This window comes from Candidatus Aquicultor sp. (assembly GCF_054640775.1).
In genome coordinates this window covers 1-13,368 of the sequence record NZ_JBTSLF010000052.1, presented here as the reverse complement: position 1 = coordinate 13,368, position 13,368 = coordinate 1, and the positions used below count along the sequence as shown (strand labels likewise).

Below are 13,368 nucleotides of genomic sequence, written 5' to 3'. Positions count from 1 at the left end.
AAGCCCCCGGCGCGTGGCCGGGGGCTTCAATTTCAATGGTGGGCACTGTTGGATTTGAACCAACGACCCCTTCCGTGTCAAGGAAGTGCTCTCCCCCTGAGCTAAGCGCCCTTATTGAATTGGAGGCGACGACCGGAGTCGAACCGGTGTACATGGTTTTGCAGACCATTGCCTAAGCCACTCGGCCACGTCGCCATTGATAAATATGGGAGAGAACATTCCCCAAAGAGTTCCCTCCCAAACTATTGAGCGGATGACGAGACTCGAACTCGCGACCCCGACCTTGGCAAGGTCGTGCTCTACCAACTGAGCTACATCCGCACTGCGAAAAAAATTTTACCATTAATTTCGGATTTCTGCAAATCCGACGGCGTAATCGACGCCGTTTTTGCCTGTATATCCAAAACCATCACAGGTTGGTACCTGATGGATAATACCACTAAAACCGCGGTCTTACAAGCCTAACCGCTCTGTTTATACAGAACGCGTTCATTGCGCGTTTGTCGCTCCCTGAGCGAGGGAAGATATCCCTATGGGTGCCGTTAATAGTATCCGAGCATTTTTGCGGTTTTTAGGGCCCGGTGTCATCACCGGGGCATCGGACAACGACCCGGCGGGCATATCGACCTATTCCGTAACCGGCGCCTCCACAGGATACGATCTGCTATGGCTGAGCGTGTTTACACTGCCTCTTATCATCGCCGTGCAAGTCATGTCCGCCAAAATCGGTCTAGTGACCAGGAAAGGCCTTGCGCGGGTGATTAAAGAGAACTGCGGGCTCCCTGTCGTGGCAATCAGCGTTATCGTATTGCTTGTATCGAACATTGTGACGATCGGCGCCGACCTTGCAGGTATGGCTTCTGCCATCAACCTTCTGGTGCCCAGGCTGCGGATTGCCGTTCTTGTCATAGTAATCGCCTTTTTTACGGCAGTTATCGAGATATTCGTGAGCTACAAGCTATTTGAGCGATATCTAAAGTGGGTCCTGCTCGTATTGGTAACATATATACTCGCCGGGTTTTACGCCCATCCGGATTGGTCGCAAGCCCTGCGTCACACGTTTATTCCGACCCTTAACTTTGACAAGGCGCACCTCACTGCGCTGGTTGCGGTATTCGGTACGACCGTAAGCCCATACTTATTTTTTTGGCAGACCTCACAGGAAATCGAGGAGCTCAAGGCCGAAAAGCGCCAACGATTCTCTCAAAAGATGCTTCGCGAGCGCCTTATCGAGGTCGATTTCGGCTTTTTGTTTGCCAATATCGTGTTCTATTTCATCATCTTGACGACAGCTGCGACCCTTCACCAAGCCGGCATCGCCAACATAGAGACGGCGGCGCAGGCTGCGGAGGCGCTCAAGCCCATCGCGGGGAGCGCAAGCACCCTGCTTTTTGCTATAGGTATCATCGCCTCGGGATTATTGGCGATACCGGTGCTGGCCGGCTCAACCGCCTACGTTGTCGCCGAACTCTTTGATTGGCCCGAGGGATTAAGCCTACGTGCCAGGCGCGCGCCCGGTTTCTACGGCATCCTTGTCTTATCGGTCCTGATCGGAACGGGGATCGATTTTGTTAATATAAGCCCTATCCAAGCGCTTTATTACTCACAGGTAATAGTCGGCATCATCACGCCGGCGCTACTGATAGTGATCACGCTTATCGCAAACAACAAGAAAATATTAGGAAACCACGTAAATGGTCTCCTAACTAATAGTATCGCCATCATCACTGTCATCGCGATGACCGCCGCAGCTATTCTATTCTTTGTCTTATAGAACAAATCACTACTGGAGATGTCTAACGTACTGCTCAAAAAGAGCAATGGCCGATTCAATGCTCTCGGAGGGGGCCTTGTCGTTAGATTCCTTTTCAACACAATTACGAATCGTGCTGGCTAGAATAATCTCACCTACCCGCTGAAACGCCCCTTTCGCCGCCGCAAATTGCGTGAGCACGCTTTCGCAATCCTCACCCATTTCGACTAATCGCTGGAGACCACGAAGTTGGCCCTCAAGCCTTTTCAGCCTCGTTATAATACGTTTGGCCTCTTCCTCACGATTATAATCTGCCATGCCCTCACCTCTCTATTTTCTGAATACTATCAATCAATGAGCTTCTTAATGCTCTGGTCTAGTTTTTCTTTGCTCGTCTCGCCGACAATCTTGTCCACGACGTTTCCGGTTTTATCGATGAACACAAGTGTCGGGATGTATTGTGCGCCGTATTTGTTGGCCATATCGGCGTTGGCCTGATTATCTACATCATAAAGATCAAACGGGACTTTACTCTCGTACTCGTTTTTAGCCTGCTCAACTAGCGGCTTTATCTTTTTGCAGGACGGTCACCAGGTTGCCGAGAACAACAGCACCCGCGGTCCTTTCACAACGGTCTGCTGTGTCGAGTTCTGCTGTACGTTGACCTGTTGGTCCGGCTTGCTCTCGGTGGCTGCATTGCCCCCGCAGCCCGCGACTAAAATAAGCAAGAGCCCGATTACGGCAACGATTCCTAGTACTTTTAATACGGTCTTTCTTTCCGACAAAATAATCTCCTTTCATCAAACCTACCTTGATGAATACTGCTTGCTACACACCATAGTATACCATGATACCGTTGGCAGGCACAGTATAGCACAACTCGCTTAGTGCGGATATTCATGTTCGGTAAGTATGCTTAACAACAAAGGCCCTCCTAAGAGGGCCTTAAATATTCCCAGCCCCCGCTTGCGCGGGGTTTATGTCATCACTCCGGCCTCCGGCCCGAGTGTGCTTATCCTCCTCAGCTAAAGCCGCCGGTTCCGCAACCGCCGCCGCTGGCCGCTCGACCTGTTGCTGTATATCCGAAGAAATCGCGATAGACCTGGCGCACATTGGCGCCCCCACAGCTAGGGCATACTTTGTCTGTATCGCGGACCATCCTCATTAAGAAAAATTCATAGTCTTTGCCGCAATCGTCGCAAAAGAACTGATAAGTTGGCATGTTACCTCCAATCGTACCGGTAGGACCGGCTTAAACTAAATTTAAAGGCCGAACTGGCGGATGATTTCTTCTTTCGGAACTGCGCCGATAATCTGGCCTGCCGCCTGCCCGTCTTTGAAAAGCATAAGGGTTGGGATGCTCATTACGCCGAACTTACCGGCCCACTCGCGCTCATCGTCGACGTTGATCTTGGCGATCTTTACCTTTCCATCGTACTCTTTAGCGATCTCCTCGAGCCGTGGTCCGACCATCTTGCACGGCCCGCACCAGGGAGCCCAAAAATCGACTATTACCGGCTTATCCGATTTCAATACCTCGGAATCAAATTGAGCGTCACTTATATTAACGATATTCTCTGACATCAACCAATCACTCCTTTTTGTTTATTTATACCCCCCAGGGGTATTTTTGTCAATAGTAATTTGCTATTTTTTAATCAAGAAGGTATATATCAGCGTATCCTGGCGGAATTTAACGGTCAACGCAGATATTATTGCTGGCAGTAAGGCTAATGTATCAAATTTCTAGCCGGCGCGCAACCGACCGGTCTCACCCATTTGGCCTATTTTTCGCCCGAGTGCCCAGTATGCGTCGGCCGCGAAAACGATCGGTCTGAGGGCTTCAACGTTAAGCTTATCATCCTTGAGAACCAGCTCTTCAACGTGAGTTGCCACGACGCGACCGACGTAGAAGTCATGGGTGCCCAAGCGTAGAACTTCCTGGACTTTGCACTCGATGCTGATCGAGGCCTCAAGTACGGTCGGCGCCTTAACCTCTTTTGCAGGAGCCGCAGTGAGGCGCGCCTGCTCGAACTTATCGACATCCCGTCCGGACAACCTCCCAAGAAGATCGATTTCCCTCTCGAAGCCCTCCTCCATGATATTAACGGTAAATTCGCCATTATCCTCTATCAGAGAGTGCGCGTAATTAGAAGCGTTGATGCCGACGCCGACATAGAGCGGGTCGGTACATAGAACCCCAATCCATGTGCATGTGAATATGTCGGGAACATTTTCGCTATTTGCAACGGTTACCAGGGTTAACGGAAGCGGAAGCAACCCTATGATGCCTGAAACGAGCTTCTTAGCCATACTATCACCCCTACATCGAATACCTAAAGGACTTAAAGCACTACTTCTATCCAGTCTATTCCCAAAATCACCCCATATCTTGCAGTAATCTGGCATCGGTAAATTCTTGGGCGACCTTGAAAAGATAATGGTCGGCCGTCATCAACATCGATTTGCTTTTTATGGAGGCTGTAATCAAGACAGCGTCGTGCGTTCCGATCTTCTTGATCAAGCCTATCTTTATAGCATCAACCAGCGATTTCTCGTCAGAGCTGATGAGCACCAGGCCATCGTTAAAAATCTGTGCGACCGCTTCCATGACCCGCAGCGCATCAAAACCCGCTTTAGCGTACAGCACATTGGCCACTTCATGTATTGCGGAGCTATCGGTGCCTAGCTCCGTCTCACCCGCCACCATCGACCTGTATAATCTTGCCGCCTTATCGGCCGCCTCTTCATCCGACAGAAACCATTTTAGAATAACCGACGAATCCACTAGATACACGGGCTTCTCCTAACTCGCAGCTCTCCATCAAGATTTTCCCGTTTACGAGCTGGCGTAACCGTGAGGCGGAACGGCTTGTTGCCGAAGCCTGTAGCGCACATAAAAGCAGGACGGAGCTTGGCTCCGTCCTACGTCTTTTCGTAATTTACTATTTTACTATTCGCTGCTATCCAGAAATAATTGCCCCTTGAGGCTTACTTTAGTTTGTCTTTTACGTAGCTGGCGATGATATTGATCTGCTCATCAGAAAGTTCTCCGCCCTTAAACGCCGGCATTACGACATCCTGGCCGCTTTTGGTGCCGATCTCGATCTGCTGCTTGATCTTCTCGATGGTAAGCGCCATCGCTTTGATAGAGGGGCCGACGGTGCCGCTTCCATCGTGCCCGTGGCAAGCGCCGCAGTTGTCGATATAGAGCTGCGAAGCGTCCTTAACGTCTTTTACCCGTGATTCCTGGGCTTCTTCCTGTTTGGCTATCCCCGAACCTTCTTCCCCTTCACTTGCGCTTTTCTCTGCGCCACCTCCCGAGCAACCTGCAATCATAAAACTCGCGAGGGCCGCCAGAAGGAAAAGTACCAGAATGCTCATCCAGTTCTTGTTGTTCTCTTTTTCTAGTTTCAAAAGATTCCCTCCTCGCTTGCCGTATGCATTAATTCCGGTTAGTAATTAATGTGACTAATAGCTATATATAAATTACCGCATTGTGCTTGCCAACGCTAGTACTTGTTCACAAATTATCAATCCTAAATGTAATAATTTAGCGGTTCTATGCTAAAATATCTCTTCTTTGCTATGCGCTTCGAGAATATCTTCCTGGATAAGCGATACCAGCTTGCTCCTGGCGTCTTTTATTGTGAGGGGAAGTTCGTCCAGCGGTAGGTGGTCTTTATGCTTTAGCTCCTCGACCAGATAGGTTATATAGGGCAGCCTCAAATCCACTTCTTCCATGACTTCAGTGCTGGAAAACACCGCTTCGGGCGTGCCTTCGATCGACAGCTTGCCGTCCTTTAAAACGTAGATGTGATCGACAAAAAGCGGCATGAGGTCGACCATATGCGTTGCGATAATAACGGTGACCCCGGCCTCCTTGTTTAACCTGCCCAGGACATGCAACAGGTTGGACTCGCTTTTGGGGTCGAGTCCCGCCGTCGGCTCATCGAGTAAGAGAATATCCGGTCGCATCGCGAGAACACCCGCGATGCAGGCGCGTTTCTGCTGGCCGAAACTTAAGTGGTGGATGGGTTTTTTCGCAAGGTGAGTAAGGTCGACCAGGTCTAACGAAGTTCTCACCCGCTCCTCGACTTCATCATCGCTTAGCCCTATGTTTTTAGGGCCAAAGGCGATATCTTCTTCCACGGTCGAGGCAAAAAGCTGGTCGTTGGGATTTTGAAACACCAGTCCGATCGTAGTCGAAAGTTCCTTACGGCGCAATTTGCTGAGTGGTTTGCCGTTGAGAAGGATTGCGCCAGTCGCCGGCTCGATCAGGCCGACAATGGTTTTGAGCAAGGTGGTCTTGCCGCCGCCGTTTGAGGCAAGGAGCCCGGCAAACTCACCCTTTGTAATAGATATCGAGACATCGTCAAGCGCATTTGTTCCGTCTTCATATCTGTATGAGATGTTTTGTATCTCTAAATACGGCACAACCTACCCCCAATAGAAACCTGCCAGCGCCATAATCAGCAACACGACTGCCAGCAAAAGACCCGCGCTTGTATCTCGCGGCGCAATGTGATCCGGCAGCTTTATGTGTAGCGTGCCGTTATACCCTCGGATGATCATCGCCTCATGCGTCGCATTTGCCTGGTCGTACACCCTGGTAAACAACGACCCGACCAGCGTGCCCCACGATCTCAGCCCCGTCCTGACGCCGCTGTAGCCCAGTCGCAATCGCTGTGAATCCATGATGCTCTGCGCTTCTTCTATAAAAACAAAAATATACCGGTATGTGAATGCCGTGACTTCAAGCCATCCGTCGGGTACCCGGAAATACTTCAACGCCCCGAGAATCTTGTTGATAGGCGTGGTCATGCTGAATAGTATCATGAGCGATGTGCCCGCGAGCACCCTGCCCGCGATGAGCATTCCCCGACCGATCCCTTCCCGGTACATTACCAGATGAAGGCCTCCAACGTGAAGTACATGAAACGGCGTGTTCCCGTAAACGAATGCCTGCAGGATAAAAATTATTGCGGCCATCAACAGCGACCCGGCAAGTCGCGCAAGAATCGTTTTGGGCGGGATTCTTACCGAAATAAGCGCCCCCATTGAGAGAACCGGCACTATCAGTAAAACGGCGATGCTGTGACCTATAAGGACAAGCGCTAGCGCTATACTTATGAAGACCAGCTTGACGCGCGCATCGATCGCCGTAAACACATTCTCCGATTGCGCAAAATAATCCGAGAAGAGTTCAATGCTACTACTTCTCATATCCTGCTCCACCATCAAATCCAGCGGATTCGCTTTCCTCTGCGCCCGGCTGAAGCATATGCACTATAGTTTCCGCGTGTGTTCCTTGCTCTTCATTCCGAATTCCGGCCCCTGGAATCTGGACTCTATATTCAGATTGCCGCATTTTAGATTCTGGGATTCTGCCTTTGAACAAGGCTCGCCAGTAATATCCAATAATAAAACCCGCCACAAGGCCTGCCAGCAGGAATACAAACAAAAGAAGGTCTCCCTGATCGGTATCGATAAGGGGCTTGGTTGCAGGATGCCCGGCTTGGCTTGCATAACGCTCGACAACAGATTCATCGACTCCCGGCCATGTGGCTCCCGCTGCGTACAGGACGCTCACGGCACTTTTAGTAAGCGGCCTCTTCATAAACCTCACCCTCCTGAACAATCGGTTTACTAGCAATTATACCGAGCTTTGTCAGAATATCCGGCCTGCGCTTAAGGACATAGGTGAAAAACCCTGCGGCGGCAAATCCTTCCAAAATTCCGAGAGGAAGCTGTGTTGGAATAAACGCGATAAATATCGCCTTAAATAACGTGATAAATGATGCCTTGCCGGCCAGTCCCGAAGCCAGCTCAAACGATGTGGTCGCGTAGGTCGCCCAATCGGAGAGCAAGCCTGCGAGAAATGCCGCAACCGGCAATGGAGCCCGCAACTTTACGAATACCTTAAATACCAGATAACCGGAGAACGTCCCGACGATGCCCATCGAAAAGAGGTTTGCACCCCAGGTGCTTAAGCCCCCATGTGCCATGAACAGGGCTTGTATCAAGAGAGCTACCGACGCGGCAACCACAGTGGCAAACGGCCCTATTAAAATCGCCGCAAGCCCTGTTCCGGCCGGATGCGAACATGTACCGGCGGTCGGCACCGGTACCGGCATGGCGGAAACAATAAAAACGGCCGCCGACACCATACCCACAAGGGGAACGAATGCCGCTATCCGCTCACTGCTCTTCTTGATCTCAGAGATACCTTTAATCACAAACGGCAACGCCACCACGAACCACAAACCGGCCCATGGTAAGGGGAGTATCCCCTCGGAGATGTGCATCGCAAACGCAGGCGCCGGAGTTATCGCGACAGCTGCCAACGCGGCCAAAATAACGGCCAACCGTCTTTTCATGATCGTCCCTTAGCCCCTTAAGCTGGTATCTCCCCAAAATACAAAAATCCCGGCCACTTGATAACCGGGATTACTAACGCCGTTACGACTCTTAGTATCCACCCCAGGCCTCGAGAGTGGTCGTTACGTGAATGTGCAGGTCTCCTGGCTTCCGGATCTAACGTTTACCAACGCCTTCCCAGTTTCGAACGAAACCAGTGGCATACCGTGGCTTACTTCCCGGTTACAGTGACGGGCTCGCGCTGGACTTTCACCAGCTTCCCTGACTATGCGCCAGTATATCACACGATATAGCCAAGCGCAAAATCACACTACTCAGGCGAGTATATACCCATTACAGCGGAAATTGTGTTACCGTGACGGGATGCTTACAATACTCGTAAAAGTGGAAAATTCTTTACAAACGCACCAATATATTAGATAGGAACCACCATGAAGCTGGATGACGAGCAGATAGTAGTATTCTTCGGGGATAGCATAACCAAAGCTAACCTTGGCAGCAACTATATAAACGCGCTGAAAAAGTTATTCGCCGAGCATTCAATCGACAACCGCTTCGACTTCGTAAACGCGGGCAGAGACGGTGACATGGTCGACGACCTTGTCCGCCGTGTTGAGGACGATGTTCTTACGCTTGGACCGGATTGGGTGGTGGTCCTCGTCGGGATCAACGATGTGTTTTACGAGTCGATTATTATGACCCGCCTCTCCATGGAAGGGCCGGATCGCAGGTCACATGCCTACCGCCATCTGGTCGAGCACTTCAAGAGCAATTACACGAGCCTCATAGATGCGATCAGGGGAGACATCCAGAATGTCGCGCTCTGCACGACAACATCGGTTGAGGGCGCCCTGAGCGCCGATATCGTCGAGAAGCTCGCGCTGGTAAACGATGCTATACGGGATTTGGCCGAAGCCAAAGGATGCCAGCTTATCGATGTCAACCGCGCATTTAAGAGCCGGTTGGAAAAGTTGGTCGAAGAAGAACCTAATAAGGAGTTCCACCTCACCGCAGACGGCGTCCACCTTAACAAACACGGCGCCCAGGTAGTGGCCGAAACCCTGTTCGAATTCTTCATGAACTAAAACCCACTCTCTCGACCCACACCCAATCGCTAATCGCCATTCGCTACTCGCTGCTTTAAAGCGATTTAAGAATCGATTCATAGATCTGGATGACTGCCGGGCCCATGATAACCACGAGAATCGCCGGAAATATGCAAATTACCAGCGGGAATATTATCTTTACCGGCGCTTTCTGGGCCATTTCCTCGGCGCGCTGGCGGCGCTTGATTCGTAACTCTTTCGCCTGGATTCTCAGGACTTTTCCGATGCTGATACCGAAAACCTCCGCTTGAAGCATGGCCAGGATAAATGAGCCGAGTTCGTCGACTTGAGTACGCTCCCCCAGATTTCTAAATGCTTCGCCGCGTGACGTGCCGAGCTGTACCTCTTGAAGCAGGCGGTAAAACTCCTCCGAGAGCGGCCCCGTAGTATTTCTTACCACTTTGTGTAGCGCTGCATCAAAGCCTAGGCCCGCCTCGACGCTAATAGTTAAGAGATCAAGCGTATCAGGTAGGGCGAGTTTTATCCCCTTTTGCCGTGCCGCCATCTTTCGGCTCAACCAGATATCCGGCAGGAAGAAAGACAATCCGACAAATAGCACGCTAAGCAATACCTGGGCGGCGCTTCTTCCGGAAAACGTGATAAATACAACCGCCAGCGCGGCGCTCCCGAGCAAGCAAAACCCTTTATATGACAGAAATCTATCGGTATCAAAATCCCTGGACATCCCGGCGAGAACCAGCCTGTGCCTGATGTTTTCCAAAAAGCCTGCCGGTGTAAGCCTCTTGCCGATCCCCATACAGGTCTTCATAAAGGGCATGATAATCCTGTTTAAAAATGGCTCGGACAGCTCGTCCTCAACCGCGGAGACGTCTCCGTAAATATCCAGTTTCTTTAGCGAGCTTTTCACCGACATCCTGTTGCTTGTAGCTACGGTCGCAGACATGCTGATCAGGAATACGGATGTGAACAGCGATATAAGCGATAGCATCAAGACAATGGTTATCATCGTATTTCCTCCCTTACCGGTTATACCTCGACATTTACGACTTTCTTCAGCCAGAACCCACCCGCGACAAGCATCAAGGCCGCGACCACCAACATCGCTAAACCCAGCGGGTGATTGAATAAAAGCATTAAATAGCCGGGATTGATTATCGCGAGAAGCAGCGCTACGGCAAACGGTAGTATAAACAGTATCAGCGCCGAGAGCCGCCCTTCGGCCGTAAGCACGTCTATCTGCCGCGAAACCCGGTCGCGCTCTCTTATGGTATCCGCCAGAATCTCAAGTATCTCCGCCAAGTTACCGCCGACTTCACGCTGGATCTTGACGGCCATAACCGTCCAGTTAAAGTTGTTGCTATCCATACGTGTTGCCATATTATCAAGGGCCTGCTCGACGGGAAGACCCAACCTGGCCTCGGTGAGCACCCGGTTAAACTCAACCGACATCGGCGGCGACGTCTCTTTCACCGTCATATCGACCGCCTGCAAAAAGCTATACCCCGCTTTCAAAGCGCCCGCTATTAGCGACAATGTGTCGGGGAGCTGCTCGTGAAATCTCTTCTCCCGCTTGCGTTTTACGTGTTTTAGCCCGAAAACCGGAAGCCCGATAGCGATAGCCGTCAGCCCTATCACGCCGATGGGTCCCGCAAGCGTATATCCTATTACCATCGCCGCCACCACGGCCAACCCGTGGAAAAAGACAAACTCGGATGCCCTTAACGGTATCCCCGCCCGGTCGATCATATTTTGCAGGTTCATCGCAAATGACTTGCCGCTGATTAGCGGTGAGATAATATCGATAAACTTTATAAGGGCTAAACGTGCCGATACCTGCGGCTCGTCGTCGGTTTTCGTAAACTTAATATACTTCTCAACCTGCCGCCCGAAGAATTTGCGAATCGGCGACCGTATCAGGAGCATCGCGAATGCGAAGAAGAAAAACCCCGTAAAATAAAGGCCGAGAATCCACTTCATCATGACGCCATTCCCCTTCCGATATACTCGAACTGGAAGACCTCAGCCGGAAGCGATATACCCTGGTCTTGCAACCGCTGGGTAAATTTCGGGCGGATACCGGTTGATTTGAGCTTGCCCTTAAACTTACCGCTCTCATCAAGACCCATAGAAAAATCGAAGAGGAAGAGGTCTTGCAACGTAATGATATCGCCCTCCATGCCCTGCACTTCGGTTATATGCGTAATGCGGCGGGTGCCGTCGCGAAGGCGCGCCTGTTGGATAATGAGATCGATGGCCGAGGAGCACTGCTCCCTGATCGCCTTGATGGGTAGCTCCATACCGCTCATCAATACCATGGTCTCAAGCCTCGAGAGCACGTCACGCGGGGCATTGGCGTGCACCGTAGAGAGCGAGCCGTCGTGACCGGTATTCATCGCCTGCAACATATCAAGCGCCTCACCACCCCTGACCTCGCCGACAACTATACGGTCCGGCCTCATACGAAGAGCGTTTCTAACAAGGTCGCGGATTGCCACCTCGCCTTTCCCCTCGATATTCGCCGGACGCGACTCGAGCTGTATAACGTGGTCCTGATGAAGCTGCAGCTCAACCGCATCCTCGATGGTGAGAATCCTCTCGTCTGTCGGGATAAAGGATGAGAGCACGTTAAGCGTCGTCGTCTTTCCCGAACCGGTACCGCCGGAAACGATAACGTTCAAGCGACCGCGAACGCACGCCTCGATAAACATCGCGACCTTCGGCGTTATCGTACCGAAGTTGATCAAATCCTCGACCTTAAACGGATCGGCTGAGAACTTTCGAATCGTCAATGTCGGTCCGCCTATCGCAAGCGGGGGGATAATCGCGTTAACACGGGAGCCATCCTGCAGCCTCGCATCGACCATCGGCACGCTCTCATCGATGCGCCTCCCCACCTGCGCGACGATTTTGTCGATAATCCTGCGAAGGTGCATGTCGTCCAGGAATTTTTCTTTGGAAAGCTCTATCTTTCCGAAACGCTCGATGTAAATCGTCTCGGCGCCGTTGATCATGATCTCGGTTACTTCCGGGTCCCTAAGAAACTGGTCGAGCGGGCCGTACCCGAGGACATCGTTCGTTATCTCATCGATGAGCCGTTTTTTCTCGGCCGGTGAGATCTGGGTCGGCTCGATTGAGATCAAATCCTTCAGCCGGTTCTCTACCTTTATCCTCAACTCATCGCTGCTCGTCGCCCTATCGTAAAGCTCGGGGCCGAGCGCCTCGATCAGCTGGTGATGAATCCGCTTGTTTATCTCATCGAGGATCTGTCGTCTTGGAACTTCAGGTACCTCCGCGGCGGCCCTCGCCTCGTTAAGCCGTTGATGAAGTGACATGTGTTACCAATCCTTTCTTAAGACCAATCAGCTGTCGGCCCCCGGCCTTCAGCAAAATCTTTCTCTGCGCCTTAGCTGCCCTAGCTGATCTTGCGCAGGTCAACCCAGTCGGGTTGGTACTTGCCTACATAGAAGAGCGCCAGATCTTCGAGTTCTTTACTAACAGGAAGTTTTGGCGCGTCGACCACGACGGGCACCCCTTTGTTGACCGCAAGAGGCACCGCCTTATCCGACTCTATCCTCGCGATAGAGCGCATCCCGAGGACTTTCTCTATCTCGCTTACCTTCAGGCCGACATTGCTCTCGACACGGTTTATCACCAGGCGCTGCTTTTCACGCGAATACCGCAGGTCACCCAGTGTCCTCAGGCAAAGTTTTATATTCTTGACGCCCGGCATGTCCATGGTAAGCACTATGCATATCTCATCTGTCGTGTCCAATACAGCAAGCACGTTGTCGTTAAACGATGCAGGAGTATCGACGATGATGAAATCCGCATAATTCCTGAGCGCCGACATGATCGAACCCACGCACTCGCCGGAGATAAGATCGGCCGATTCGGGGTTTTTTGGCGCGAGCAGCACGTTCACACCGCTCTCATGCTTTACAAGCAGCTCGTCGATTTTCTCATCATCGATTTCTACAAGATGGTCGGCAAACTCAAGCATGGTTCTTTCAGGGCTTAAGCCCATAGCTATCCCCACATCCCCGAACTGCAGGTCAAGATCGACCAACACCACCTTATAATCCGTGCGCTGTGCGATCGAAGTGGCGATATTCGTAGAAAGAACCGTCTTACCAACGCCGCCTTTCGTACTGAATACGGTAATGACCG

The 13,368-nt window shown here is 51.5% G+C and carries 17 protein-coding genes, 4 tRNA genes, 1 pseudogene and 1 riboswitch (1 of these 23 only partly in view); of the genes and pseudogenes, 2 read left to right on the top strand and 20 right to left on the bottom strand.

Features of this window, described 5'->3' with window-relative positions; genetic code table 11:
- From ACYC56_RS06155 to ACYC56_RS06140, 4 genes are all read right to left on the bottom strand, one after another.
- A tRNA-Val gene (locus tag ACYC56_RS06155) sits at positions 1 to 8 on the bottom strand; it reaches 63 nt to the left of the window's first position.
- A 28-nt stretch (positions 9 to 36) separates the two neighbouring features.
- A tRNA-Val gene (locus tag ACYC56_RS06150) sits at positions 37 to 111 on the bottom strand.
- Between the two features lie 9 nt (positions 112 to 120).
- Positions 121 to 195: transfer RNA gene (locus tag ACYC56_RS06145), tRNA-Cys, on the bottom strand.
- Between the two features lie 53 nt (positions 196 to 248).
- Positions 249 to 321: transfer RNA gene (locus ACYC56_RS06140), tRNA-Gly, on the bottom strand.
- A gap of 211 nt (positions 322 to 532) precedes the next feature.
- Between ACYC56_RS06140 and ACYC56_RS06135 the strand changes: the two genes are divergently transcribed.
- Positions 533 to 1,774: an Nramp family divalent metal transporter gene (locus ACYC56_RS06135; protein ID WP_461373299.1), complete on the top strand. Its 1,242-nt coding sequence runs from the start codon at positions 533 to 535 to the stop codon at positions 1,772 to 1,774.
- Between the two features lie 9 nt (positions 1,775 to 1,783).
- Here ACYC56_RS06135 and ACYC56_RS06130 read toward each other — a convergent pair whose 3' ends face one another.
- The 12 genes and pseudogenes from ACYC56_RS06130 to ACYC56_RS06075 all read right to left on the bottom strand — a co-directional run bounded on the left by ACYC56_RS06130 (position 1,784) and on the right by ACYC56_RS06075 (position 8,133).
- Positions 1,784 to 2,071 carry a metal-sensitive transcriptional regulator gene (locus ACYC56_RS06130; RefSeq protein WP_461373298.1) on the bottom strand — a complete coding sequence of 96 codons (288 nt, stop codon included), beginning with the start codon at positions 2,069 to 2,071 and terminating at the stop codon, positions 1,784 to 1,786.
- A gap of 29 nt (positions 2,072 to 2,100) precedes the next feature.
- Positions 2,101 to 2,328, bottom strand: a pseudogene (locus ACYC56_RS06125) (thioredoxin family protein); the annotation flags it as partial.
- Positions 2,329 to 2,340: 12 nt separating this feature from the next.
- The gene (locus tag ACYC56_RS06120) at positions 2,341 to 2,538 is read right to left on the bottom strand and encodes a hypothetical protein (RefSeq protein ID WP_461373297.1); all 198 of its coding nucleotides are present in this window, start codon (positions 2,536 to 2,538) and stop codon (positions 2,341 to 2,343) included.
- A gap of 236 nt (positions 2,539 to 2,774) precedes the next feature.
- Complete coding sequence (locus ACYC56_RS06115) at positions 2,775 to 2,975, bottom strand: FmdB family zinc ribbon protein (RefSeq protein ID WP_461373296.1); 201 nt, start codon at positions 2,973 to 2,975, stop codon at positions 2,775 to 2,777.
- 41 nt (positions 2,976 to 3,016) lie between these two features.
- Positions 3,017 to 3,337, bottom strand: a complete 321-nt coding sequence (gene trxA / locus ACYC56_RS06110) for a thioredoxin (RefSeq protein ID WP_461373295.1) — start codon at positions 3,335 to 3,337, stop codon at positions 3,017 to 3,019.
- A gap of 162 nt (positions 3,338 to 3,499) precedes the next feature.
- Positions 3,500 to 4,066: a flavin reductase family protein gene (locus ACYC56_RS06105; RefSeq protein ID WP_461373294.1), complete on the bottom strand. Its 567-nt coding sequence runs from the start codon at positions 4,064 to 4,066 to the stop codon at positions 3,500 to 3,502.
- Between the two features lie 67 nt (positions 4,067 to 4,133).
- A complete protein-coding gene (locus tag ACYC56_RS06100) occupies positions 4,134 to 4,550 on the bottom strand; it encodes a type II toxin-antitoxin system VapC family toxin (RefSeq protein WP_461373293.1) in 417 nt (138 codons plus the stop codon).
- Between the two features lie 194 nt (positions 4,551 to 4,744).
- A complete protein-coding gene (locus tag ACYC56_RS06095; protein WP_461373292.1) occupies positions 4,745 to 5,170 on the bottom strand; it encodes a c-type cytochrome in 426 nt (141 codons plus the stop codon).
- A 150-nt stretch (positions 5,171 to 5,320) separates the two neighbouring features.
- Positions 5,321 to 6,190 carry an energy-coupling factor ABC transporter ATP-binding protein gene (locus tag ACYC56_RS06090; protein ID WP_461373291.1) on the bottom strand — a complete coding sequence of 290 codons (870 nt, stop codon included), beginning with the start codon at positions 6,188 to 6,190 and terminating at the stop codon, positions 5,321 to 5,323.
- 3 nt (positions 6,191 to 6,193) lie between these two features.
- Positions 6,194 to 6,979 (bottom strand): cobalt ECF transporter T component CbiQ, encoded by a 786-nt coding sequence (gene cbiQ / locus ACYC56_RS06085; RefSeq protein WP_461373290.1) that lies wholly within the window; start codon positions 6,977 to 6,979, stop codon positions 6,194 to 6,196.
- Entirely contained in the window at positions 6,969 to 7,373 is a 405-nt protein-coding gene (locus ACYC56_RS06080) for a hypothetical protein (RefSeq protein WP_461373289.1), read from the bottom strand. The genes cbiQ and ACYC56_RS06080 overlap by 11 nt, the downstream gene beginning before the upstream one ends.
- Entirely contained in the window at positions 7,354 to 8,133 is a 780-nt protein-coding gene (locus ACYC56_RS06075) for an energy-coupling factor ABC transporter permease (protein ID WP_461373288.1), read from the bottom strand. The genes ACYC56_RS06080 and ACYC56_RS06075 overlap by 20 nt, the downstream gene beginning before the upstream one ends.
- A gap of 117 nt (positions 8,134 to 8,250) precedes the next feature.
- Positions 8,251 to 8,437: riboswitch (cobalamin riboswitch) on the bottom strand.
- A 128-nt stretch (positions 8,438 to 8,565) separates the two neighbouring features.
- Here ACYC56_RS06075 and ACYC56_RS06070 point away from each other — a divergent pair.
- Positions 8,566 to 9,219, top strand: a complete 654-nt coding sequence (locus tag ACYC56_RS06070; RefSeq protein ID WP_461373287.1) for an SGNH/GDSL hydrolase family protein — start codon at positions 8,566 to 8,568, stop codon at positions 9,217 to 9,219.
- 55 nt (positions 9,220 to 9,274) lie between these two features.
- On the opposite strand, the gene ACYC56_RS06065 is transcribed toward ACYC56_RS06070, so the two are convergent.
- From ACYC56_RS06065 to ACYC56_RS06050, 4 genes are all read right to left on the bottom strand, one after another.
- Positions 9,275 to 10,207, bottom strand: a complete 933-nt coding sequence (locus tag ACYC56_RS06065) for a type II secretion system F family protein (RefSeq protein ID WP_461373286.1) — start codon at positions 10,205 to 10,207, stop codon at positions 9,275 to 9,277.
- Between the two features lie 20 nt (positions 10,208 to 10,227).
- A complete protein-coding gene (locus ACYC56_RS06060) occupies positions 10,228 to 11,181 on the bottom strand; it encodes a type II secretion system F family protein (protein ID WP_461373285.1) in 954 nt (317 codons plus the stop codon).
- Positions 11,178 to 12,533, bottom strand: coding sequence for a CpaF family protein (locus tag ACYC56_RS06055; RefSeq protein ID WP_461373284.1), 1,356 nt, complete (start codon positions 12,531 to 12,533; stop codon positions 11,178 to 11,180). The genes ACYC56_RS06060 and ACYC56_RS06055 overlap by 4 nt, the downstream gene beginning before the upstream one ends.
- Before the next feature lie 80 nt (positions 12,534 to 12,613).
- Positions 12,614 to 13,368 (bottom strand): AAA family ATPase (locus ACYC56_RS06050; RefSeq protein ID WP_461373283.1); only part of this gene is annotated, 755 nt, incomplete at its 5' end.

Excerpts from the sequence above, each read along its gene's own strand:
- ACYC56_RS06135 (WP_461373299.1), top strand. The coding sequence starts at position 533 with ATGGGTGCCGTTAATAGTATCCGAGCATTTTTGCGGTTTTTAGGGCCC.
- ACYC56_RS06130 (WP_461373298.1), bottom strand. The coding sequence starts at position 2,071 with ATGGCAGATTATAATCGTGAGGAAGAGGCCAAACGTATTATAACGAGG.
- ACYC56_RS06115 (WP_461373296.1), bottom strand. The coding sequence starts at position 2,975 with ATGCCAACTTATCAGTTCTTTTGCGACGATTGCGGCAAAGACTATGAA.
- trxA (WP_461373295.1), bottom strand. The coding sequence starts at position 3,337 with ATGTCAGAGAATATCGTTAATATAAGTGACGCTCAATTTGATTCCGAG.
- ACYC56_RS06105 (WP_461373294.1), bottom strand. The coding sequence starts at position 4,066 with ATGGCTAAGAAGCTCGTTTCAGGCATCATAGGGTTGCTTCCGCTTCCG.
- cbiQ (WP_461373290.1), bottom strand. The coding sequence starts at position 6,979 with ATGAGAAGTAGTAGCATTGAACTCTTCTCGGATTATTTTGCGCAATCG.
- ACYC56_RS06080 (WP_461373289.1), bottom strand. The coding sequence starts at position 7,373 with ATGAAGAGGCCGCTTACTAAAAGTGCCGTGAGCGTCCTGTACGCAGCG.
- ACYC56_RS06075 (WP_461373288.1), bottom strand. The coding sequence starts at position 8,133 with ATGAAAAGACGGTTGGCCGTTATTTTGGCCGCGTTGGCAGCTGTCGCG.
- ACYC56_RS06070 (WP_461373287.1), top strand. The coding sequence starts at position 8,566 with ATGAAGCTGGATGACGAGCAGATAGTAGTATTCTTCGGGGATAGCATA.
- ACYC56_RS06065 (WP_461373286.1), bottom strand. The coding sequence starts at position 10,207 with ATGATAACCATTGTCTTGATGCTATCGCTTATATCGCTGTTCACATCC.
- ACYC56_RS06060 (WP_461373285.1), bottom strand. The coding sequence starts at position 11,181 with ATGATGAAGTGGATTCTCGGCCTTTATTTTACGGGGTTTTTCTTCTTC.
- ACYC56_RS06055 (WP_461373284.1), bottom strand. The coding sequence starts at position 12,533 with ATGTCACTTCATCAACGGCTTAACGAGGCGAGGGCCGCCGCGGAGGTA.